Below are 23,593 nucleotides of genomic sequence, written 5' to 3'. Positions count from 1 at the left end.
GTCACCATGGTTTATTATCGCAACTGCTGAACTGGCGCTATGACGGTTTCAGTGAGCGAAACCGAACTGCACGTCAGAGCACTCCAGCGACGGATGCCGTTTCATTTCGGTGGTGTGGAGGCAACGGCAGGGCCACAGGTGCTGGTGGGGGTTACTGCACGGATAAACGGTGAGACGGCCTCCGGCCAGAGCATGGGGGCGCTTGCCCCGATGTGGTTCTACAAGGACCCATCGATGTCGCTGGAAACGGGAATTGCGGCGATGATCGACGTGTTCTCAACAGCGGCGTCGATCGCCGAACGGACGACCGGACAGACCGTGTTTGCGTTCTGGCAGTCGCTGTACGATGGCGTTCAGTCGTGGGCAACTGGTCGGTCGTATCCACCGTTGTTGTGGAGATTCGGCGTGAGTTTGCTCGAACAGGCCGTCATCGACGCATACTGTCGCAGAATGGAGACGCCGTTTCCAACGGCAGTCCATGAGAACGACCTCGGCATCGATCTCGGTGTTATTTATGACGAACTTGAAGGGATCGAACCGACGACGTTGCTTCCAGATGCGCCCGTTCGCTCGACGGCGATTCGACACACGGTCGGACTGAGTGATCCACTCGATGACGACGATCTCACACCGGAAGAACGACTCGAAGATGGTCGTCCACAGACGCTTGCCGAGTACGTTCGGACTGATGGGGTGACGCATTTCAAAATCAAGCTTGCCGCGACCGACGCGGACGCACAGCGACTGGGTCGGATTCACGCGGTGCTCGAATCGTCTCCCATCGACGAGTATGTCGTTACGCTCGATGCCAACGAGGGCTATTCGAGCGCCAGGGCGTTCAAGCGCCAGTATCGAGCCCTCTCTGTGGATCCGGCGGCCTCACCGCTGCTCGACCGCGTCAAATACGTCGAACAGCCGCTGGCTCGCGACGAATCGTTCACCGACGAGACTGCCTCAACGTTTGCCGACTGGGACGATCGACCGGCCGTCATCATCGACGAGTCCGACGATTCGCTCACCAGCGTGCAACGTGCACTCGATGTCGGCTACGACGGAACGAGCCACAAAAACTGCAAGGGCGTGTTCAACGGGATCGCCAATCGCTGTCTGCTTGCGCATCGACGGCGGCGCGATGGGAGGACGTATGTGATGAGCGGCGAAGACCTCACCACGCTCGGGCCGATCGAACGCGAGCAGGATCTCGCCGTGATGGCAACGCTCGGTATGGATCACGTCGAGCGAAACGGCCATCATTACTATCTTGGCTTGAGTGCCTTCGGAGAATCCACACAACAGGCTGCACTCTCGGACCATCCAGACCTCTATCGACGCCACGAGCAGGGGTTTGTGACGCTCAATGTTCAATCTGGATCGATTCAGCTGGACTCCGTGCTCGAGGCTCCGTTCGGTCGAACGGTAACGATAGAATCAGAGCGGTGCACACCGGTCGATTCCTGGCACGTCGACTCAATCGTTCACGCCGATGACTAATCGAGCAACGAGTCCACGTTCGACTGGATTTTTCGTATGGCGGTACCGATCGATTGAATGCCCGTCTCATCGGTTAGCAACACCGTGTGCGTGAGACTGACGTTGCGTCGAGTGACTTGCTCAACGCCGGGTAGGTGAAGGTGTCGATACCGTGGCACAGTTGCCTCCGGCGGGACGAGCGCGGCCACCCGTGAGCGGCTGAACGCTGGTTGTTCGTACATCGGCATGGCGTACCCAGTGCTTGCCGGGATTTGTTCTGCGGTGAGTGCTTCGAGAAATCGATCACGAGAGAGTCCACCGAACGCGTCGCTGTCGTACTGGAGATCGAACAGACAGTAGCCACGCGCGGTGATGCGTTCGTCGTCGGGTTTCGTCTTGATTCCATCGATAGCGTCGATTTCCGATCTGAGCAGGCGTTCGTTCTCGCGCCGGCGCTCGTTTTCCTCGGGGAGCTTTTCGAGTTGTGCACACAGCACTGCACCCTGAAACTCCGTCATCCGGCAGTTGGATGCCAGCTCATAGTGGTGATAGACGCTGTTCGACCGGCGACCAATGTTGCACAATAGCTCGCCACGGTCGGCAAGCACCGCGTCGTCTGTCACCACCATCCCACCTTCACCGCCAGCAAGCGCTTTCGATTCCTGGAACGAGAACGTCCCAACGTCGCCGATCGCACCGACTTTCCGACCGTTCCATTCCGTCCCCTGGGCGTGTGCGGCGTCCTCGATCAAAAACAGATCGTGCTCGCGAACCACCGGTAGCAGCGCGTCGAAATCCATCGGATAGCCAGCAATGTGAACGCCGATTACCCCAACCGTTCGATCAGTGATGGCGTCGGTGATCGCGTCAGCATCAACGTTGTACGTCCGTGGATCGACGTCCACGAACCGTGGGACCGCTCCGACAGAGGTGACCGCGCTAGCGGTGGCGATAAACGTGTATGGCGGGACGAGAACTTCATCACCGGGCTGAACGTCGAGCATTCGGAGTGCAAGCTCGATTGCGACCGTCCCGTTGGCCACACCGATCGCGTGTGTGGCGTCGTGGTACGCGCCAAACGACTCCTCGAATCGGTCTACCCACTCGGCATCGTCGTACGATCGACACCATGCGCCTGATTCGACAGCATCCAGCACGTTCGCCTTCGACTGTTCGGTGCTCTGGGGCCAGTTCGGAACCTCAAGGGCCTCGCCAGCCGGGTCGCCACCGTGGAGCGCGAGCTTCGACATATGCATCAGGTCGAACGGATCGCTAATAATAATTCACGAACATACGTTGTTGAAATGTAATTTAATGAGGTGACGAAAATTTATGGTGCTGGCGGGGGCGATACACCTCGATGGCCGAAATTGGGGTGCTTGGAGACGCCGGACTCGCGCGAGCGTACGCGCTGCAGTGCCGAGAACGTGATGGCGTAGAACTGGTGGCTGTGGATGGGACGAGCGCGGCCGTTGCTGGTCGTACTGTAACGACATACGATTCGGTCGATGCATTGTGTGCGAACGCCCCGGCGACGGTCATTCTGTGCACGCCGCTGTCAGATCGTCGGTCGACGATTGCCCAACTCTGCCAGTCGGGCTGTGAAATCGTCTGTCCGGGTCCGATCGCCGATACCGGTGAGAAAATAACGGCGATCGGCTCGATGGTGGCCGATTCTCCGGGTCGGCTCGTTTCAATAGCCGACCACCGGGTATCGCCGCCAGCGTCCACGGCGGCAGAACGCGTGCGAACGGGAGCGATCGGCACTGTTGGAACCGTGCGAACGTTCAGACAGTTCGTCGCAGGCAACCTACTCACTCGGGGGGCTCCACTCGCAGATCTTGCGTTCGGAGTGGTGTTTCACGAACTGGATCTCTGTCGGTGGCTGTGTGGGCCAATCGAGCGCGTGTTCGCAAGAACGGTTTCTGGTGCGAGACTGACCGCAGCGATCGTGACGCTCCGGTGTGGATCGGCGGTGGGCCACATCGAGGCTCGGCTGACAGATCGATCGGCGTTCGATCCATCGCATCGATTCGAGCTCGCAGGAGATGGCCACCTGTCGTACGACAGCCAAACGGATACGCCGGTGACGACGACCCCCTCGCACGCCGAGCCGCCGACTGGGACCCATCGTCTCGGTCCTGAAATGGTGCTCAGATCTCTGTGTGCAGATGGCGGTGACCGTTTCAGTTTCGAACGCTCGATCGAGTCGTCGATCACGACGCTCCGGGCAACGCGTGCAGTGCTCGAATCGATTGATCGGGAGGTCCCCGTCACCGTTGGGTGCCCCGAGTGAGCCACGCTCAGGCAAGAATCGAGCGGATGTTCTTCGAACAGATCTGCTCCCACTGGTATGGTTCGAGATCGAACTCCGAAAAGAAGCCAAACTGCATGATCGACTGGCCAGGCTGGAGGTAGTCCGATCCGAACAGAAGACTCTCGTGATGGCGACGGAGAAAGGTTTCACCATAGATTTCATCGCGCGTGAGCGCGTTGAAGCCGGACGTCATAGAGAAATCTGCCCAACAGTTGTCATACGTTCCGAGCAGCGCATCACAGCGTCCACCGGGTTCGACGGGACCGTCGGGGTAGCCACCGATCTGTTCGACATCCCCAGAAATGTGTGCCCACCAGCCCGGTGCGTGAAAGACGAAATCGACGCCCGGGTACTGTTGTAGCAGCGACTCAACTGCAGGCAGCCCCACCGCATCGGTACAGCAGACCGAATCAATATGAATCAACACCGGAAGCCCCTCGTCGGCACAGATTTCGTACAACACGTGCATATACTCGTGATCCAGCGGGAGATCGCATTTCAGTTCGCCGAATCCCCTGGCACCCAGCTCGACGTACTCGCGAATAACCGCAGCGTATCGATCCTTACCCCATCGATAGTACATTCGTGGATCGACCGAACAGAACGGGATGAGCCGGTCGGGGTAGCTGGCAACCGCACTGAGCACGTCTCGTGTTGTGACGTAGTGACTCGTCGACAGTGGTGAGACCAGCGGATGCACGACGGCCTGATCAACGCCATGGGCGTTCATATACTCCACGAGGCGGGACGGAGACACTGGGAGCGCATCGACACGCACCTGACCGATGTGCGTGTGCGCGTCGATGATCGTTTCCACTGGCTGGACCGATGGCTCGGTAATGGCGGCGTCAAGAAACCGCTCACGCGTGTCCATGGATTCGTTTCGGCGATTCGGTCGGGGACGGTATAGTTCTATGGCGCACTCGACCAAACGTTGAAATACGAGACCGGAGAACTCCTCAGCGAACGCATGTCTCAGCCACTCACAGTGGCGATCGTCGGCTGTGGGGAGATTACGGCAAAGCGCCGTGCAGAGCAGTTTCAGCGCGCCAGTGGCGTCGAAATCGGCGTGTCGATGGATGTTGAACCATCGCTTGCCAACGACGTGGCCGACCGCGTTGACTGTTCGGTGGTCACCGAGTACGACGAACTGCTCGAAATGGATGCGATCGACGTGGTGTATCTGGCGACCCCACACCACCTCCACGCGCCACAGGCAATTGCTGGTGCACGCGCTGGCCATCACGTGCTCGTCGAAAAGCCGATTGCGGTCGATCTCGACTCTGCGACGGCGGTAATCGATGCGTGCCAGGACGCAGGGGTAACCCTTGGTGTCTGTGACACCTACCGGTATCGCGCCACCTATCGGCGCGCTCGCGAGCTGATCGAGACGGGCTATCTCGGCGAAATCGTCGGCACGAAACTCACCGTCTGGGCGCGCAAACCCGACGCGTACTGGGATGGCGGCTACACGGGACGGGTCGAGACCGACTGGCGAAAATCGATGGAAACGAGCGGCGGTGGTATTCTCTCGACGAACGTTATTCACAACGTTGACGCGATGAACTATCTCACTGGTCTCGAGCCCGAGCGGATCGCCTGTGAGTACGACACGTTCGCGAGTCCGGTTGACGTCGAGGATTTCAGTGTTGCGACGATCCGGTATAAAAACGGGGCGATCGGGATCATCGAGGCGAGTTCGTTTTTGCTCGATGGTCCGCCAGAGCAAACAGTGCGCGGCGACCGGGTGTACGGCACCGATGGCGAGCTCGTCATTGGCGATCCACTGTATGTACGGACGAACGAAGCGACCGATCTGGGAGCCGGAGAGACGTTTCACGAGCTCTCGGTGCCGGCGCTTCGCCCGGCGGGCGAGCGGCTGATCGAGGCATTCGCCGAGAGTGTCCACAATGGCACGGAGCCCCCAGTGAGCGGCGAAGACGGTCGCGATGCGCTCGAACTCGTCACCGCAGCGTACACCGCAGGCAACACCGGTTCGACCGTCTCAGTGCCACAGACCGAGGACGATCCCCCTACGTGAGCGCATCGATTCCGAGCCCGTCTTCGGGAAACGCTACGCGTCGAACGTCTCGGTCAGCGAGTGCAGCCAGAAGCTGTGGAACGTCGAGCGTGCCGACGACGCCATAACAGAGCAGTCCCGGATCCACGATCGTCCCGGGTGTCGTCGCTCGTTCGTAGAATGCTGGCACGTCCTCGATACAGACCGGCTCAAACGCGGGTTCGCTCACCGCCGCAAACAGCGCGTAGATAGCACCCTTTCCTGCGCCGACGAGTCCAACCGTCGTCTGACCAAGCCGCGCGGAAAGATACTCATGAGCACGCACCACGTCGAATACGCGCAATCCGAGCAGCGAACAGCCTGTCATGAGCGCGTCGGACGCCAGTTTGTAGACAGTTCCGTGTACGTCGAAATACTCGCCACCATTGTTCTGTGGTGTATTGACTGTACGTGCTCGAACGCCGCCCATCCCGCGGGGATCGAACACGAGCACGAACCCACGATCACGAGCGAGTGCTGCCACGTCGTCTCGATACTGCGGTAGCTCTGCGGTGCCACGGTCAAGCACGACGATCGTTGGACAGGATGGCTCTGTCGTCTGCGTCCGCACGGCGATCGCCGTCGTGTGCACGTCATCCTCGCTCTCGAAAAACAGCTTCTCCCAGACGAGCCCATCGGCCGATTCGGTGTCGAGACGACGCGGTGAGAGCGATGGCCGCGTGCGGTCAAGATCGAAGCGTTTGCGGACCCGCCTTCGCAGGGTTTCAGCGTATGGTCCTGTGGTGGGGGCTGGCGTGGTTGGCTCCAGGGACTGAACGGCTTGGGCTGTCAGGTCACTGATGGCTCGCTCGCTCGCAAACGCCTCGAACACTGAATCCGCAGAGAGACAGGCGAGCGACTCTTCGGATTCGACTGCCGATTCGTGTGGCGAGACGATCGTCGATTCGTCCAGTAGCTGCTGGCGAAACCAGTTGACTGCAGCGGTTCGAAGCGTGGATCCGAGGCCGTGTGTTGAATCCGACACCACAAACTCAAGTGACTCGGTGGCATCGTAGAGCGCATAGGCCGTGCTTGCCCGCTCGTAGGACTGCTGTGCGCCGCTTATCGGGAGGAAATCCGACTGTGATGCCCCAATACAGAGCGGCTTTGGTGCGAACGCCGTGAGAAAATCGTCGTATCTGGGGCCGACGCGGACTGCATCCGGGAGGATTTGTTCTGCATCCTGTGCCTGGCCGGTTTTTGCATAGACTCCTTTTGCGGTCACGAACGAACAGGGCATGGCGGTTGTGATCCGATCGTCGAGCAACATGCAGTAGGCGGTCTGGAGCCCACCACCTGAATTACCCATCACTCCGAGCTGTTCGCTTGCGACGAACGGAAGCGACTGCAACACGTCGAGCGACCGTATCGCATCCCAGATCAGATACCGGGACAGATTTTTTCCCGCGAGCGTGCATCCGCCACCGAGCCGCGTGTGAATCGTCACGGGCGAGGCGCTCGGGTTCGCACGGTCTGTGGGTCGTCGTCGTTCACCCTGACCGATCGGATCGACCACGAGCACGGCACAGCCGTTGCGCGCGAGCTCGATACACGCTCGCTGATAGGCGGGCGCTGCTTTTCCCGCCGGTGCGTGCCCACACAGAAATAAAACGGCAGGAACAGGACCGGACGAATTGACTGGTCGATAGCAGTTTGCTGTGACGTGAACGTCGGGGAGACTTTCGAAAATGACCGTCTCGACGGTGTACTCAGAACGCTCGAACGCAACCGCTCGCATCGGATTGAGCGGCGTGCGCTCGAACAGTCCACCGATCGTCGTCACTAGTTGTCGTCTCATTCGCTGGCGGTGCCGGTTCAGTCCAGCCCGAGAGTCGATCCGTGCGCGTAGGCGATCACCGGCACGGAGTTGCCGTTCGAGCCGCCGGTGAAAATATCGTGGCAGCTCGGCGTGCACGTCGTAGAAGCCATCAACGTTGGGCTGAAACTGTAGCGACCCTTCACGCGCCACGGCAGTTACTCCTCCACCGGTGAGACCAGTCCATGTTTGACGGTGTAATAGACGCTGGCGTTGTTCGCACCGGTGAACTGCCAGGACTGTTGTGGCCAGTCGTACTGGTTTGTATCACCCCACATTCCACCGAGGACGACGTACGTGTCGATATCGGGTAGCAGAAAGTTCCACGCCCAGCTCAGCTGTCGAACGATATCGGTTGCGCGTTCTTCGGAGACCGGCGATCGGATCTCGTTGATCAGTTCGTAAATGTTGATCGTGGTCGTCGAACCGTCGCGATCGAGTCGACCAACCGTCGTTGGGATCTCCGGACGTAACGGCTTGCCATTGTACGGCGAGTGTGTTTCACCGCCATCGAGCCACTCCTCGATTGTCGCGTTGAGCGTTGCATCCGCCGTAAACGTCGCCGGCCCGAGCCGCCATCCCCAGAACGTCCGATAATCAAAATACGAGAACGGATGGAGCGTGCTACCAGCATAATGGCTTTCCGTCGAGAGATCCCACTCGTCCATTCGCTGGTGTTCGTAGATGATATCAAGCTTCGTCGACCGGTCCACGGTTCGAAATTCGACCGGAAAGCCAAACTGCTCGAGCTGTGCGGCAACGAACTTTCCGGCGATGAACCACTGATCATCCGTGTCGGTGACAAATCGCAACGGCTGGAGCTCGTTCCCATCGGGTCGCACCACTGTGCCGTGCTGTCGTGAGTAGCCCGACCGCTCGAGAAATCGCTCGGCGAGCTCGTGATCGGCAGCTCGTGGCTTGTAGTCGATGTACTGCTGGCGCTGGGGACCGAGATATGTCTGATTGAACGATGGGTCCATCCCCGAATGGACCGGGATTGGCTCGCCGTTGCCGGCGGCCGCGGCGATCGGCTCGGTGTTGATTGTGGCAGCCATCGCCCGTCGAACGTTCACATCGCGGAGTGCCGGGCGATTGTTCCAGTTGATGAGCAACTTGACGTTGTTGAGCGTGGGATGTTCTGAGAGCGTTTCGAGGTGCGTCGGTGCGGCTCCACGATACTCCACGGGAAAGATTCCTCGGCCAATATCAGCGCGATCCTGTGTGAGTAGCTGTCCGAATCTGGCCTGACTCGGTGCGAACTGCACCCGGAGCGTGTCGATACCGATCGAATCCGCGTTCCGATGGCCGTCCCAGCGCTGTAACGTCGCGCTCACGTCGCTCACCTCGGTCAGCCGGTAGGCACCCGTTCCGGTCGCGGCGTCCATGAACTCCTCATTCGAGATGGAAAGCTCGGTTAGCTCTTTCGTGATCGCGTCGCGCTCTGTGTCTGTCGTTGCATCCTGATAGCGCTCAAGCCACGGCTGCCACCTCGTGCGACCCTGATACAGTGGTCTGACGAATTCGTAGTTTGTGAAAATGTCTGGATTGGTTGGGTCTTTAAAATGATAGGCGATCGTCGTCGGATCACGGAGTTCGATCCGCTCGAACTGACTCGACTCGGGCGACTGCAATCTAACCAGTTCCTGATAGGTGTACCGGTCGCGGGCGGTGTACGCATCGCCGGTCCACTGGGCGAGATCCTCGCGAAAGGTGACTGCCAGGACGTTGCTTGCAGAATCGTACTCCCAGTCGGCGTAGGCCCAGGGCTCTAGCCGAGCGTTTTCGTGAAACAACACTGCTCCCCATTCGAACACCCAGTTGGCGAGATTCTCCGAAAACCCCTCGGTTGCGAACGGATTCCAGTTGATGTCCGTCGGTGGAATCGAGATGCTCATCGCCTCATCCAGCCCCGCACGACCACCTGCCCCGAACGGTGTGTCCACCATCGAACAGCCTGCCAGGCCGACCGTTCCTCCGACACCCAGCGCCGTGAGAAATTTCCGACGCGAGACGGTCAAGTCAGGGCTGCTCCCATCACTACTGGTATCAGTGCCCATACTGCTAGATTGAAACTCGAACCACCGACAAAAAAACCTTGTGTCGGCCGACTGGTGTCGTTCAGTGCCGCTCAACCGGTACCCATCGATCCGAATTGGCGGCCGCATAAATCGCATCGAGCACTGATAGCACCTCGATGGCGTCGTCGATGTCAGCTGGCACGGTACCGCTGTCATCGCACGCAGCGAGAAACTCCTCGATGAACGCCTTGCCCCAGGCACCACCATAGCCGTTGGCCGGAGTGTATTCGTGTGTGATCTGGCTGGGTGTTTCCGGACGCCACTCACGATTCGTTTCGAGTTCGATCGTCGTGTCGCCTTCGAACGCGAACGTGTCACTGATTGGCTCCCACTGGCTTCGGCCTCGATCGCCGAGGATGTCAATATGGGTGTCGTAGCGGTCGTCGCCCAGATAGTAGCCACAGGTCAGCGAGCCGGTCGCACCACTTTCCGTTTCGAACTGCACGATCGCCCCGTCTTCAACTTCGACAGCTTCGGTTCCGTACTGCAGCGAGGCAGCGACCGTCTCGATCCGTTCGTCGAGTATCCACCCAAGGAGATCGATCCAATGGACGCCAAGCCACTGGACGATCCCGCCGCGGCTCTGTGCCGGATCGTAGAGATAGTGTGTGTGGTCGCGGGTAGCGAGCCGTGAGGCGACGAATCGACAGTCGACGGCGCGGAGATTGCCATAAAACCCATCGCTTGCGAGCTGGCGCAGCTGCTGGCTATGGGGATGGCCGCGCCATGCGTACGCGAATCCAACCGTGGCGTCGCTCTCGTAAACGTCCGGTGCGATGGCCGCAAGCTCCGCGGTGGTGCGTGCGCCCGGCTTTTCACAGAACACGTCGATATCCCGTTTGACGGCCTCGCGAATCACTGCCGGTGTGGTTCGGTTCGACGCAGTAATCCAGACGAGATCGACAGCTTCTGCCGCTAGCAACGTCTCGTACTCCCGATATCGGTTCGTCTGGTCTGAAACCGACACATCAACGTCGGGATCGCCCGCAACGGCGGTTACGTCGAGTCCAAGCTGACGGATCGTCTCGAGATATGGCTCACGGTGGTGGTGATCGAGTCCAATGTAGCCGACCGAGGTCATTGGACTGCCGGAAGCACCTCCGAACCAAGCCGTTCTAAACAGTCCATCGTCGGTTCGTGGGGCTGGCCGGGAAACTGCACCCGAAGAATCACGTGATCGACGCCGAGTGCGTCGTATGCTTCGAGCGATTCGATGCAGTCGGACGGCGTTCCCACGATGAACTTCTCTTCGAGATCGTCGTACTCGACAGCAACGTCGTTCTCGTCCATGTAGGTCTGGTTCCACCGCGCATACCACTCATACAGCCGCGTCAGATGTGGCTCGATCGTTTCACGGGCTTTGTCCCTGGTTTCACCGACGAAACAATCTCGCATCAGTATTACCTCGTTGTTCGATCGATCTTTCTCGAACTCTTCAAGCGCATCCTCGTAGACCGCAATCTGTGATTCGAGTTCCTCGATCGGAGAGGATGCGCTTGCAATCCAACCCGAACCTCGATACGCCGCTCGTTTGATGGCTATATCAGCGTGGCCACCGATCCAGATCGGAATCGATCCCGGTGCAGGTCGCACGAACGCATTGTCGTAGGTGAAATGATCGCCGTCGTGCGTGACGCGGTCGCCCGCCCACAACGTATCGAGCAGTCCAATCGCCTCGATGAATCGGCCGACGCGCTCGTCGGCGTCGACGCCGAACGCAGCAAGCTCGGCCGGCCGGTACCCAAGTGCCCCACCGAATCGAACGCGTCCATTGGAGAGCCGATCGATCTCGGCGAGCTGCTCGGCCAGTCGGAGCGGATCGTGCAACGCAGGAACCAGCGCTGCCGTTCCGAGATCAAGTGTGTCCGTCCGTCCCGCAATCGCTGCTAGCAGCGTGATCGGTTCGATAAATCCCTCTTCGTGGAGGTGTCGCTCACCGACGGTTACCGAATCGAAGCCAGCCGATTCGAGCAGCGCTACCTGTTCGAACGTCTCAGCGGGTGGACACTCGCCACCGGGTTCGTGATACTGGTTTAGAAACACCCCGACGTTCACACGGCGCTCACCTCGTGACACCACCATAGACTGGCACTCGTCACCATACCACACGTACAACAGGCCGGCTATTATACCCATCGTCCGAGTCGATGGATCGCTCTGTGATCAGTCCTCGGGCGCTCCACCGTCGGTCCGCCCGTCAGAACTGTCTGTTGCCGATTCGGACGTTTCGAGATGACAGGCAACTGGGTGATCGCCGTCAGGGAGTGCCGGTTCGGACCGCTCACAGATGCTTTCGAATCGCTTTCGGAGCAGCTCGGACGCCTGCTCGGGCTCATCGTCGAGGACGGCACAAAGCGCCCGCTCGACGACTTCGCGGTTCTGTCCACCGAGTTCTACCGAGAACAGTTCGTCGTAGAGTCCCTGCTGTGTCGGATCGTCGGTGGCAAGAAGTGCGGCCGGTTCGGACAGTTCACCGTCATCGAGTCGCTCTCTCACGTCAAGCACTTCGTTGTACGCCTTCTGGTCGATCTCGACGGTCTCCGGCGGGAGCATTTTCGGACAGCGTGGGTGGAATCGACAGCCACTGGGCAGCGATGTCGGATCTGGAACGTCGATCGACCGCACCGGCGGTGTTTCAGCTTTCGCCTTTCGGGCCAGGGATGGATCGAGCTCTGGTGTTGCCCAGCGAAGCAGTTTCGTGTACGGGTGTTGTGGTGACTCGATGATCTCTGTTGGTGTGCCGATCTCGACGAGCTTTCCTAGATACATGACACCGATTCGTCCCCCTGCTCGTTCTGTGAGATACCGTGCGTTGGCCAGATCGTGCGAAACGAACAGAAATGACGTTTCAACCGTTGACTGGAGTTCGAGCATGAGGTCCATCATCTCGATCCGCAACGACACGTCGAGTGCACTCACTGCTTCATCTGCCAGGACGAGATCGGGCTGTACCAGCAGTGCCCGTCCGAGGGCAATTCGCTGGCGCTCACCGCCGCTGAGCTGGTGTGGAAACCGGGTTGCGTAGGTCTCAACCGGGGTGAGTCCGACCCGCTCTAACACTTGATAGATCGTTGCCTCTCGTTGTTCTGCGCTCAACTCCGGTTGCCACCGACGGAGCGGATCACCGAGCGAAGACAGTACCGTCCGGTTTCCGTTGAGCGAACTCCCCGGATCCTGATGGACGATCTGCAGCGAGTGTCGAATCTCCTCGAACGGTATTGTCGCCGAACTGTCGCCGTCTCTTGTAGCCCAGATGTCCTGTCCGCGATAGCTGACCGTACCATCTGTCGGTCGCTGGAGGCCAACGGCGGTTTTACCGAGTGTGGTTTTCCCACAGCCGGATTCACCGACGAGTGCGACGACATCGTTCGATTCGATCTCGAGCGACACTGCATCAACGGCCCTCACGCCACTCTCCGTGCGGCCGCGCAGTGGGTCAAGCAGTCCGGGTGAACCGAACTCGACGGTCACATCCGAGAGGCTGACGATTGTGTCGTCGCTCATGGGCCGACCTCCCCATCACGGAGCGTGTACTCGACGCTTTCTCGCGCGCGCTCCGTGTGATAACACGCGACTTCGTGTTCGGTTTCCAACCGTTCAAACGGCGGGTCGGCCGATTCACAGCCCTCATCGGCCAGCGGACAGCGAGGATGAAATGAACAGCCTGCGGGCGTGTCCGTCGGATCCGGTGACTGCCCCTCGATAGGGGCCATCTCGGTAACCGGAACGTCGACGTTCGGAACGGTGCGCAAGAGCGCGCGCGTGTACGGATGGCCGGCGTCTTCGATCACCGTTGCCGTCGGTCCGCATTCGACGATCTCGAACGCGTACAGCACCGCAAGCCGGTCTGAGAGTCCGGCGACCAGCGGGAGGTCGTGTGTGATGAACACGATGGTGAGATCGAACCGATCCTGAAGCGACGCTAGCAGATCGATGATCGATCGCTGCATGAGCAAATCGAGTGCGGCCGTTGGTTCGTCCATCACGAGCAGTTCGGGTTCGAGCACGAGCGCCAGAGCGATCAACGCCCGCTGGCGCATCCCCCCGCTGAGTTCGTGGGGATACGACTCGAGGACACGATCGGCATCGAGATGGAGTGCAGACAGCAGTTCGTGAGCGTGAGCCATTCGCTCACCGTGGTTTTTGCCGTGTGCGCGAATCGTCTCCTCAAAATGGTCGCGAATTCGCATCGTCGGGTTGAACGACGCCATCGCTCCCTGAAACACCATGGCAATCGATTCCCAGCGAACGCGTTGCAACCGGTCGGAAGAAAGACCCAGCACGTCGAACGGTTCACCAGACCGTGGATTGAACTCCACCGAGCCGGTCGTTCGGCCGGGCTCGATCACTGCGTCCAGCAACGCGCTCGCAAACATCGATTTTCCGGAGCCGCTCTCGCCGACCACGCCGAGAATCTCCTCGCGCTCGATTTCGATGGATACCTCCTGGAGGACGCGTGCCACACCGCCCTCGCCTGCAAACGTTACTGTCAGATCGTCCATCCGGACGATAGTGTCCTCGTCCAGCGATGATTCGCTCACGGTCATGCCAGTCTCTGTTGGCGCTCCGCGTGATCGGTCAGTCACGATCGTCCAACCCCATTCGTCGTCACATTGGTAACACCCAACCATGAATCTTCTCTCATCTGATACTTGGACACACTGTTCGCTATGAGCGACAGCCTCAGGAAGCGACCTGTTGAACGACCATTGCTGCGACAGCAAGCCCCAGTGCCGTCATTCCCCAGATGCCGAACATGCCGGCGATTGCGCCGTTCAGAACGGTTGCGCCGAGCAGAATGAGCGTACAGCCACCAACGACGAGCAGACGTCCCACCGCGCTCGTCTCCGCACGCAGTGAGCGTTCGAGTTCTGTGATCCGATCGTGTGTGGTCATACCATTTCGATTCGTCCTGGCGGTAACTATAGATTGCGTCGGTCCCACCAGTCAGAGTGATTAAGGGGCTCGGTTGTGAGCCAGATAGCATGCGTGATCGATCTGGACCGGCAGTGATAGACCGTCTCTGTGGGCATTCGGCACAGTTGCGTGTCATATTTGGCATCTGCTGTGCGTTCACCGTGGTAGTTCTCGGATCGTTGTTCGTGACTACCGATAGCGCAACCGTCGTGATTGCACTCATCGATCTCGTGACGCTCGGCGTGCTCGGGGCGATAACCGGTGGCACACTCATTGCGTGTGCCCGCTATGAGTCGACCTCGTGATTTACTCAATCGCCAGTGGATACCCCAGTTTCGTCGTCATAACCAACCGCCTTCGAGTGGCGCGCCCTGAGCTGAGGATTGAACACGCGATCGAGTCCCTGTGAGAAGACGATTAATCCGAACGAAAACACGACGAGCAGACACATGGGGGCAAACAGCCAGTGACCCGCCCGATCGACGTTGGAGAGCGCGCCGGCCTGATACGCCTGATTCATCATCACACCCCAGTTGAACGTCGACCCGATCGGGAGCAACCCGAGAAAGTAGAGCGCCACGGACTCGAAGATTACCGCCCGGGCGGCGTTGGCGGCGTTGATCAGCGTGTAGGGCATGAGCTGTGGAATCACGTCGCGTCTGAGCACCGTCCCGGGCGAAAGTCCCATCGCACGCGCGGCTTCCACGTAGGACTCAGTTCGGATGGTGAGTACCTGAGATCTGAGTGCTCGTGCTAGCCCCGGCCAGTTGTCGATCGCGAGCAACACACCAATCACGAATGGGTCGGATGGCTGGTAGACCGCCGCGAGCAAGACGATGAGCGGCAGTGCGGGGATCGTCATCACGATGTCAGTGATCGTCATCAACACAGTGTCGATCACGCCACCCCGGTATCCGGCGACGGTACCGACGAGCAGTGCAACGCCGGTTGCAAACACCGCGCCGGCAAGCGCCATCTTCAACATTGCGGGCGTTCCATGGACGAGCCCCCGGGCGATGTCCTGACCAAATCGGTCGGTTCCGAGCGGTAGCGATAGCGCTACCCATGGGAGTGTGAATCCAGTTTCTCCCAGTGATAGCGAAACAATATCGATCCAGCCACCACTGGTCGTGATCGCGCCAATCCCGCCGCGAAACGCACCAGTGTAGACGGGAGCTTCGCTGACTTCTGGAGCACTGATGAGTCGGACACCGACCGTCCCGAGCACTACAAACGCGGTGAGGATTGTCGCTCCAACGGGCATTCGCCAGTCAGTCATCGCCACGCGAAGCGGGGATAACACCCACACGTCGAGGGTTCGATACCAGCGTTCAGACCGTGACGTTGGGGATGGGCTTTCTTCTGGCGGAACGTCAAAGAGGTCGGTCCGGCTCTGTCTGTCGTCGATGTCGTGTCCGTCCATGGTGATTAATACGACTCCGTGTCACCGGTGTTTGCGCGCGGGTCGATCAGCCCGTAGGTGAGATCGGCCACCAGTACGCCGAGCAGCGTGACGATCGTGAAAAACAAAAAGACGCCCATCAAAAGGGGGTAGTCACGGTGTTCGAGCGCGCCGAACGTGTACCAACCCACGCCGGGGTAGCTGTACAGCTGTTCCATGATGATCGAGCTGCTGAAGATGCTAGAAATACCGACCATCAGTGAGGTGTACAGCGGCAAAATCGCGTTTCGCGTCACATATCGCGTGGCAATCCGGAACTCACCGAGTCCACGGAGCTGTGCAACCCGGATGTACTCCTCTCCGAGCACACGAACGCTGTTGCCACGCATCGCGAGCGCCTGGGTTCCGAATCCAACGACAAAGCCCGTCGCGATCGGCAAGATCGCATGATACACGACACTCGCCATGAACGGCAGGTTGAATCCGGGTGTCGTCGCCGGATTGTAGCGCCCCCCGGTTGGAAACAGCCCCGCCTCGAATGCGAGAAATGCCAGGAGCAAGATGGCGACGACGTAGTACGGCACCGAGGATGTGATCGTCGCCACGACCGACATGGCGCGGTCGAACCGACCACCTTCGTGGTAGGCCATCACGGCTCCGAGTAACACGTTGACGCCAAAGCCCAACAACAGTCCGTAGATGCTGATGAACACCGACCATGGCATTGCGGTGAATAGCAACTCGAAGACGGGCTCGTTCTTCCAGATCGACGTGCCGAAATCCTGATGGAGCACGACAGATTCCATGTAGCCAAGATACTGCTGATAGAGTGGCTCATCCGGACGGATCCCGGTTCTCACTGCGACCATTTGGTTGATTCGCTGGACGTTCACCTGACCGCCATCGGCCATCGCTTCCTGTACCAGCTGTTGTTGCATCGCCTCAACCGGGCCGCCGGGAAGCAATCGATAGAGAAAAAACGAGATCGTGACGACGAACAACAGCGTGATGAGCGCCTGCACCGTTCGTTTCACGACATACTGCATGGGTTGACCACCGCGAGCGAGCCGCTTAGGGCTGTGGATGGAACAAACGAATGGCGCGCCCTCCACAGCTTTTTTGTACGAATTCAGTGTTTGGGAGTTGGAATCGAGACAGGGCCCCCCGTTCTGGCTGACTCGTACGCACCGACGCAGACGGCCAGCTCCCGAACGCCATCGTGGCCGTCGATCAGTGGTGGTCGCTCCGACGCAACCGCGTCGATGAAATCAGCAACGACGCCAGCCATCGGTTCATTCCCCGCGTAGATCGACTCACTCCCAGGCCGATCACCGGCAGGCCGGGTTTCATGCAGGGTTTCGCCGTAGCAATCGACAGTGAGTTCGCCATCGGTGCCACAGATGGTGAGCGTCGCATCACCCCAGTACTCCCAGTTCGAAGGGCGATCCCAGGAGCCATCTAGCGAGAACGGTGTTCCGTCATCGAGTGCCATCGAGAGCACGTTCACGTCTTCGACGGCGAGCGCTTCGTGCATTGTCGCCAGCTCAGCGTGGACGGAGACAATTTCTCGGCCAGTGAGCCACCGGACGAGATCCACGATGTGCACCGTGTGGTCCATCACTGCGCCACCGCCGGCGGCGTCTGGATCGGCCGACCACCCAGTTTCGTGGCGATTGCGGAGCTTCGCGCGGTTCGTTCCGACGAGTAGCTGTGGCTCGCCGAGCCGTCCGTCGTCGTATATCCGCTTTGCACGCCTGGCCGGCTCGCTGAATGGCAGTGGCATCACCATTCCGAGCGCGACGCCGGCCTCATTACAGGCCGCCAGCAGCGACCGAGCCGTCTCCATCTCGGTCGCGAGTGGCTTTTCACAGAGTACGGCTACGCCCGCATCGGCTGCCGCATGCACCCAGCGATCGTGTGTGGCGGTCGTCGAGCAGACACAGACGGCGTCGGCGAGCTCGAACAGCACCTCTGGAGTGCGAACGGTGATCCCGTGGCGCTCTGCGATTGTGCTGTCACGCTCTCGGTTGTCGGTTGCCAGTCCCACGATCGTCGCGCCATCGTGAGCACCGAACAGCTCGATGAGAAGCTCGGTGTGAACGTGCGCTCCAGAACAAAATCCGACGGCGACCGTCATCCGTCGGATGCCGGCGTGATCGTCCCGCTCTCGACCATTGCGGCGAGTGGATTGTCGATTGTAGACAGCGGAAAGTCGATGCGCCCACGCTGGCGAGCTGACTCCCAGCAGCCAAAGACGATCTCCGTCGCGTGTTTTACTTCCTCGCCCCCGATTATCGGTGTTGCTCTCGTTTCGTGGCACTCGATCACGTGATCGATCGCGTTCTGGAGCATTGTCTCGTCGTTCGTCGAGATCGTCTCACTCTCACCGGCACGATTGATTCTGAGGCTCACATCGGTGTCATCCTGCGGCCAGAGATCGATCCAGCCTGCGGTCCCGACGAGTCGAAGGAGATGATTTTCGAGCGGAGTCATCTCCCCCGTTGCGAGCACCGCATCCACGCCGTTGTCGTACCGCCAGTGGGCAATGGCCTGGTTTTCGTTGTGGGTTCCATACCGAACGTTTTCGGTGTGATAATCGATCTGGCAGAGTGCCCACGACGCTTCTCCGGAGTCATGAAAGTGTGTACAGAGATCGATCAGATGGCTCCCGAAGTCGAAGAGATTCTTCCCACCGACTTCGAATCGCACCAGCTCACCGATCGCACCGTCGTCGATCAGCGCCTGCGCACGGGCCGTCGTTTCTGCAAATCGGCGCTGGTGGTTGAACGTCAACTGCACGTCCTCTGCGCTGGCTCTATCGACCATTCTCTGGCAGTTGCGCCAGGTATCAGCCATCGGCTTTTCACAGTGAATAGCCCCAACAGCACCCGAGTCGAGCAGATCGAGGACGATTTCGGCGTGTGTCGGTACTGGCGTACAGACCGAGACGACATCGGGCTCGATGTCTTGGACCATCGAATCGTACGATTCGTACACGTTCGAATCGGGGATCTCGAATCGATTGGCAAACGCCAGCGCGTGGTCGGCAACGAGATCAGCGCAGGCCACGAGCGAACACGACTCGTTCGCATCGTAGGCCTGGGCGTGCTGGTAGGCCATTGCTGCACTGGTTCCCCACTCTGGGTTGTGCGGGTCAGGACCGGTTCCCACGAACGCAACCGTCACAGACATGGACTATGTGTTGGCTGTCACCACTATTCAATCCTGTTCTGCTCATAAAGACAGATCTGAAAGCAGCTCCGATGATTGGGGCTGTCAATTACAGCCGACCGCTCTTGTGGGGTGTGGATCCGTTCCAGAGGGCTTCGATCGCTCGTCGCTCGTGGCTGGCAATAGCCGATTCGTCGAGTGTTGGTGTCGCCGCCAGGTGACACTCGGCCGTTATTGCGCCGTCGTACTCGCGATCACACAGTGCATCGAACAGCGGTTGCTGGTCGGTGCCGCCAGTTCCGAGCAAACAGGATCGAAACAGCGTCTCGCCGTCAGCTCGCTCGACAGAGTACGATCCGTAGGCGTTGGGATCTGCGATCTGGAGTTCGTCTTTCACGTGACAGTGACCCAGCCATTCACCAAGCGTCGACAGTGAATCGGGCCCATATGAAGCGTTTGAAGTGTACATGTTGCCGGCGTCGTGAATCGCAACAACGTTGTCGCGGTCGATCCGTTCGAACAGTTCGACGGCTGTGGCTGCGGTTTCGACGATCGAGTGCGGATGAATTTCGACCCCGATCTGTAGCGGCGTCGCCCGATCGGCTGCTCGGCGGAGCCACTCCACAGCTCGGGCGTAGTCTGTCTCTGTCGCCCGGTGTTCTGGTGGTCCGCCGGGATTGTGTCGGATCAATCCACACTCTAGGAGCTCGGCCAACTCGCAGTAGTGCTCAAGTGCTTCGAGTTCGTTATGGCGCTCGTCGTCATCCTTCTCGCGGTTCGCGTAGTAGCCAGTGTACGTTGCAAGACCCACAACGTCCAATCCCAGTTCGTCGAGGTGAGCCCTGAGTTCCGTGGCGGTCTCTTTGGTCGTCTCTGGACCGAGATGTGGCGCTTTGCCCATCAGCTCGATCGCGTCGTATCCCGACTCGACTGTTAGTTCACACGCCTGGTCGAGGCTGTATTCACCGAACAGTTTGCTCATCACTGCGGTCTGCATGGGACGATTTCGCCGTCGGCTCGCTTGTACCTAGGGCCGACCGGTCAATTCTGTGGGTAGAATTACGCCCATGCGGTTCTGATTGGGTCCAGCTCTGCACAGCATGCACTACACAATCTACGTTTTTACGCTCTGTGACCATTAAATTCTATTTCTAATATCCGAAGTTATCTGTCGTTCGTGCTACTGTGCGGAGGGTTGGATGCGCCATCATTCGGTAGAGTACCGGGGATGGTGACAGGAGTACTGCTGTAATGGATAATTCGCGCGAACGTCATTTTTCGGGAGGCCATCGTCCGATTTTATGTCTGTGTGGTTTCGAACAAAATTATAAAAAATTTCTTACTTGTTCACTCTCCGATGACTGGATTATTCAAAGTCCCGATAGCTTCGATGGTGGCTGCACAGCTGTCGCCGGGTTCGAGACAATCGACTGGTTCACGGAAAATTCCGACACCACCGGGGGTGCCAGTTGAGATAATATCACCCGGATGGAGCGTGATTGACTGGGAGATATACGACACCAGTTCGCCAACGTCGAAGACGAACTGTTCGGTGTTCGAGGATTGTTTTACCGTTCCATTTACACGAAGTTCGACGTCGAGCGCGTTCGGGTCGATATCATCGACGGCGAGTGTTGGTCCCAGTGGGGCAAACGTGTCGTAGCTTTTGCCACGGAAGAACTGTCCGTCCTCAAATTGCGAGGTACGCCCACTCACGTCGTTGAGAACAGTGTAGCCGGCAACGTGATCGTACACCGCGTCTGGTTCGATTGCGGACGCGCGCCGACCCATCACCACCGCGAGTTCGACCTCATAATCGACCTGCTCGTCTCCTCCGGGGTGAACGATTGGGTCGTTGGGATTCGTCACGGCACTGTTTGCCTTCGAGAAGAGCATTGGTCGCTCGGGGAGCTCTTTGTCCTGTTCTTCTGCGTGATCTCGGTAATTGAGTCCAGCACAGATGATCGTCCCTGGCTCATCAATAGGTGCGAGCAGTGACACCGAATCCACTGACACCTGCGAGAGCGTCCCTTCTGTCACGGCCCGTGCGATACGGTCTCGAAAACTTGGATTCGTCCAGTCTGAAAGCGTCGGATCGCCCTCTTCAATGCCTGCGAGTGCGTGTATCGTATCGCCTGTTTTGATTCCCCAAGCTGGAACGGTACCACGGGTGTAGCGAACTACCTGCATCATCATACCAGACTGTATCTGGCTATTTAATTGTTCAGAACCACATCGATCCAGCTGCTATTAGTCGGGTGAACACTCAAAAAGCGTTGTTCCGTCGAAGGTTACGACGACGCCGGAATCCGTTCGACGAACTGCTGGTTGGTGCTCCCAGACTGATTTCTCGTTCGGACTCGCCAGGACGGCGGTCGCGAGCCAGTGCTCGCCTGCGTCTACCGTTCCCCGGAGTGTTGGAACGACCGTCCGTCCGTGCATGAGATTGGTGTTGGGTTCTTGATCGACGATTGTTGTGGCTCTCTCACCGAACAGGTCGGTGAGTTGGCTCACCCCACTTGGAGCGGTCGTTCGGGCCGTGGTGGCAGTGGTCTCTCGCTTGAAGTCGTCGGTGTCATCTCCGGTTTTGTGTATCGCAAAGCCGCCTTCTTCCGCGTGGAGTGATCTATTCGTTCGAACCCTGTGGATGCGAACGTGACCAGGCAGTGCTGGAGTGAGCCAGCTGTCGACCGTCACCCCCTCCCAGGGGTGCCATCGCGTTCGGATCGTGGTCCCCGAGAGTTCGGTCTCGTCGGGATCCTGGATCACGTACTGATCGCCGTCCAGGCTGAGGGCGATTGCACTGTCGTGTCCGGCATTGCCGGCCCCGATGCGACGACTCGCGACCGAGAAGCCAAATTCGGTGGAGTAGGCGAACTTCGAGTACTTCTCGCGGGCGTAGATGCTCTTTTGTCCGCCAGACAGTGCGAATAGATGCGCACCGTCTCGACAGATGACTTTCCTGGCCACGGGCTGGCTGTGAACAGGGGGATGCTCGGGAAGTGGCGCTTCGTCTGCCTGCCAGAATGGATGGTCATCCGCGACCAGCAGCGGAACGAACGCTTTCATCGCCCAGTAGGGTGAATTCGGGGAGTTGTACGGTTCAGATGGTTTCAGCGTCGGATACCGATATCCCACCGAGAGCACGCCGCCGTCGGTGAAAATCGGTTGTCGAAGCCACCATCGTACGTTGCGAGCCCACAGCCCACGGAGCACGTCCCAGTCTAGCCGTGGATTCTCACACAGGGTGAGTGCTCCCCAGAAGGCTGCCTGTGCGAACCGGTAGGTGAGACTTCGACCGAACGCCAGCGCGCGCCCTTGGCGATCGAACCAGCGGCTGTACTCGGTCGCAAACGCACACGCACGATCGCGAAACCGCTTCGCTCGCTCGGGGTCGTCCCCCCCGGCAATGTCTGCGTAGAGAAGTCCGTAGAAATGCATCGCCCAGGGGAGATAGTAATCCACCGCCCCACCCTCGGCTGCGGGGCCGTCCGTGTACCAGCCATCACGTTCGTAGAACGACTCAAGCCGGTCGAGGTCAGCCTGTGTCGTGGTCCAGTCGTGACGAGCACCGACTGATCTGAGTCCGGCGTTTACCATCACCCGAAAGAACAGCCAGTTGTTGTCGTGGAGTGAAACGGTGTTGATCCGATGCAACCACTCCGCAAGGCGTGATTGTTCATTTGACGACAATGGCTCCCAGAGTCGTTCTGGGGTGTATGCGAGTCCGACACCGATTGCGGCCATCTCGACGAGTTTCTGTGAGTAATCGTCTGGTTCTCCCCAGTATTCTGCATGGGCCCGATCAGTGCCGTTCACGAGCCCGCGGCGAAACTGCTCCCATCCCTCGAACGACCCGTGGACGCCCAGCGGAACAATGCCCCACAGCGGACGGGAAACCCCTTCGAGTTCAGCGGACACGTCTGGAAACTGTGCGCCTGTAGCGGTCGGACGAATGCGGGCACAGCCATCGCTCCTGTGTGTTACCAACGGATCGACGAGCTGCTGGACCGCTCGTTCGAAATCTGCACGGTCTGAAAGCGGATTCTCTGCCACCGGATTCATCACCCAGCCGTTTCGACCGAAACCGTATAAAATGTCGCCATCGGCCGTTTATACCGGTCGTACGTGCTCAAATTCATCATGAAATCCGATTCCTCGAACTGCTGTTGGGACTGTTTCTGTCGTCCTCCCTGTTACGCGTTCGACTTATACGAGCGGCTGGAAAAATATGACTGCTGTGCGGGTGAGTAGTTCTCGTTTCCCAGTCATTGGGGGCGTTACCTGCGCACGGTGTCATCACTGGTTGCTATCCCGAATCCCCGGGTCGTCCACTATTACCGGATGGCTCCAGTGATTACGT

At 59.1% G+C, this 23,593-nt stretch carries 20 protein-coding genes; 4 read left to right on the top strand and 16 right to left on the bottom strand.

The window, feature by feature from the left end:
• The first annotated feature begins 39 nt into the window (after window positions 1-39).
• Entirely contained in the window at window positions 40-1,491 is a 1,452-nt protein-coding gene (locus tag JXQ78_RS15560) for an enolase-like domain-containing protein (protein WP_330633439.1), read from the top strand.
• Here JXQ78_RS15560 and JXQ78_RS15555 read toward each other — a convergent pair.
• The gene (locus JXQ78_RS15555; RefSeq protein ID WP_330633438.1) at window positions 1,488-2,720 is read right to left on the bottom strand and encodes a DegT/DnrJ/EryC1/StrS family aminotransferase; all 1,233 of its coding nucleotides are present in this window, start codon (window positions 2,718-2,720) and stop codon (window positions 1,488-1,490) included. The two genes, JXQ78_RS15560 and JXQ78_RS15555, sit on opposite strands and share 4 nt — an antisense overlap.
• 110 nt (window positions 2,721-2,830) lie before the next feature.
• Here JXQ78_RS15555 and JXQ78_RS15550 point away from each other — a divergent pair, with 110 nt between their 5' ends.
• On the top strand, window positions 2,831-3,766 hold the full coding sequence (locus JXQ78_RS15550; RefSeq protein ID WP_330633437.1) for a Gfo/Idh/MocA family oxidoreductase: 936 nt from the start codon (window positions 2,831-2,833) through the stop codon (window positions 3,764-3,766).
• 7 nt (window positions 3,767-3,773) lie between these two features.
• Here JXQ78_RS15550 and JXQ78_RS15545 read toward each other — a convergent pair whose 3' ends face one another.
• Window positions 3,774-4,661, bottom strand: coding sequence for an amidohydrolase family protein (locus tag JXQ78_RS15545; protein WP_330633436.1), 888 nt, complete (start codon window positions 4,659-4,661; stop codon window positions 3,774-3,776).
• Between the two features lie 60 nt (window positions 4,662-4,721).
• Between JXQ78_RS15545 and JXQ78_RS15540 the strand changes: the two genes are divergently transcribed.
• Window positions 4,722-5,828 carry a Gfo/Idh/MocA family protein gene (locus tag JXQ78_RS15540; RefSeq protein ID WP_330633435.1) on the top strand — a complete coding sequence of 369 codons (1,107 nt, stop codon included), beginning with the start codon at window positions 4,722-4,724 and terminating at the stop codon, window positions 5,826-5,828.
• Here JXQ78_RS15540 and JXQ78_RS15535 read toward each other — a convergent pair.
• The 7 genes from JXQ78_RS15535 to JXQ78_RS15505 form a co-directional block, all read right to left on the bottom strand.
• A complete protein-coding gene (locus JXQ78_RS15535) occupies window positions 5,821-7,815 on the bottom strand; it encodes an alpha/beta hydrolase family protein (RefSeq protein WP_330633434.1) in 1,995 nt (664 codons plus the stop codon). The two genes, JXQ78_RS15540 and JXQ78_RS15535, sit on opposite strands and share 8 nt — an antisense overlap.
• 5 nt (window positions 7,816-7,820) lie before the next feature.
• Window positions 7,821-9,719, bottom strand: coding sequence for an ABC transporter substrate-binding protein (locus JXQ78_RS15530; RefSeq protein WP_330633433.1), 1,899 nt, complete (start codon window positions 9,717-9,719; stop codon window positions 7,821-7,823).
• A 61-nt stretch (window positions 9,720-9,780) separates the two neighbouring features.
• Window positions 9,781-10,821 carry a Gfo/Idh/MocA family protein gene (locus JXQ78_RS15525; protein WP_330633432.1) on the bottom strand — a complete coding sequence of 347 codons (1,041 nt, stop codon included), beginning with the start codon at window positions 10,819-10,821 and terminating at the stop codon, window positions 9,781-9,783.
• A complete protein-coding gene (locus JXQ78_RS15520; protein ID WP_330633431.1) occupies window positions 10,818-11,822 on the bottom strand; it encodes an LLM class flavin-dependent oxidoreductase in 1,005 nt (334 codons plus the stop codon). The genes JXQ78_RS15525 and JXQ78_RS15520 overlap by 4 nt, the downstream gene beginning before the upstream one ends.
• Before the next feature lie 81 nt (window positions 11,823-11,903).
• Window positions 11,904-13,244, bottom strand: a complete 1,341-nt coding sequence (locus tag JXQ78_RS15515) for an ABC transporter ATP-binding protein (RefSeq protein WP_330633430.1) — start codon at window positions 13,242-13,244, stop codon at window positions 11,904-11,906.
• On the bottom strand, window positions 13,241-14,326 hold the full coding sequence (locus JXQ78_RS15510) for an ABC transporter ATP-binding protein (protein ID WP_330633429.1): 1,086 nt from the start codon (window positions 14,324-14,326) through the stop codon (window positions 13,241-13,243). Before JXQ78_RS15510 ends, JXQ78_RS15515 begins: the two co-directional genes overlap by 4 nt.
• Window positions 14,327-14,423: 97 nt before the next feature.
• On the bottom strand, window positions 14,424-14,636 hold the full coding sequence (locus tag JXQ78_RS15505; protein WP_330633428.1) for a hypothetical protein: 213 nt from the start codon (window positions 14,634-14,636) through the stop codon (window positions 14,424-14,426).
• Window positions 14,637-14,725: 89 nt separating this feature from the next.
• On the opposite strand from JXQ78_RS15505, the gene JXQ78_RS15500 reads away from it, so the two are divergent.
• Window positions 14,726-14,962, top strand: a complete 237-nt coding sequence (locus JXQ78_RS15500) for a hypothetical protein (protein WP_330633427.1) — start codon at window positions 14,726-14,728, stop codon at window positions 14,960-14,962.
• 5 nt (window positions 14,963-14,967) lie between these two features.
• On the opposite strand, the gene JXQ78_RS15495 is transcribed toward JXQ78_RS15500, so the two are convergent.
• From JXQ78_RS15495 to JXQ78_RS15465, 7 genes are all read right to left on the bottom strand, one after another.
• A complete protein-coding gene (locus tag JXQ78_RS15495) occupies window positions 14,968-16,080 on the bottom strand; it encodes an ABC transporter permease (RefSeq protein ID WP_330633426.1) in 1,113 nt (370 codons plus the stop codon).
• A 5-nt stretch (window positions 16,081-16,085) separates the two neighbouring features.
• Entirely contained in the window at window positions 16,086-17,105 is a 1,020-nt protein-coding gene (locus JXQ78_RS15490) for an ABC transporter permease (RefSeq protein ID WP_330633425.1), read from the bottom strand.
• Between the two features lie 83 nt (window positions 17,106-17,188).
• A complete protein-coding gene (locus JXQ78_RS15485; protein ID WP_330633424.1) occupies window positions 17,189-18,196 on the bottom strand; it encodes a Gfo/Idh/MocA family protein in 1,008 nt (335 codons plus the stop codon).
• Entirely contained in the window at window positions 18,193-19,251 is a 1,059-nt protein-coding gene (locus tag JXQ78_RS15480) for a Gfo/Idh/MocA family protein (RefSeq protein ID WP_330633423.1), read from the bottom strand. Before JXQ78_RS15480 ends, JXQ78_RS15485 begins: the two co-directional genes overlap by 4 nt.
• Window positions 19,252-19,339: 88 nt before the next feature.
• Window positions 19,340-20,227 (bottom strand): sugar phosphate isomerase/epimerase family protein, encoded by an 888-nt coding sequence (locus JXQ78_RS15475; RefSeq protein WP_330633422.1) that lies wholly within the window; start codon window positions 20,225-20,227, stop codon window positions 19,340-19,342.
• Window positions 20,228-20,577: 350 nt separating this feature from the next.
• Window positions 20,578-21,420: a fumarylacetoacetate hydrolase family protein gene (locus JXQ78_RS15470; RefSeq protein ID WP_330633421.1), complete on the bottom strand. Its 843-nt coding sequence runs from the start codon at window positions 21,418-21,420 to the stop codon at window positions 20,578-20,580.
• Between the two features lie 60 nt (window positions 21,421-21,480).
• Window positions 21,481-23,295: a DUF2264 domain-containing protein gene (locus JXQ78_RS15465; RefSeq protein WP_330633420.1), complete on the bottom strand. Its 1,815-nt coding sequence runs from the start codon at window positions 23,293-23,295 to the stop codon at window positions 21,481-21,483.
• Window positions 23,296-23,593 lie beyond the last annotated feature (298 nt).

It is taken from the genome of Halocatena halophila (assembly GCA_027563145.1).
In the GTDB taxonomy this organism is placed as follows: domain Archaea; phylum Halobacteriota; class Halobacteria; order Halobacteriales; family Haloarculaceae; genus Halocatena; species Halocatena halophila.
Note: the sequence above shows the minus strand (reverse complement) of the source record. Positions and strands in the feature narration are given on the sequence as shown.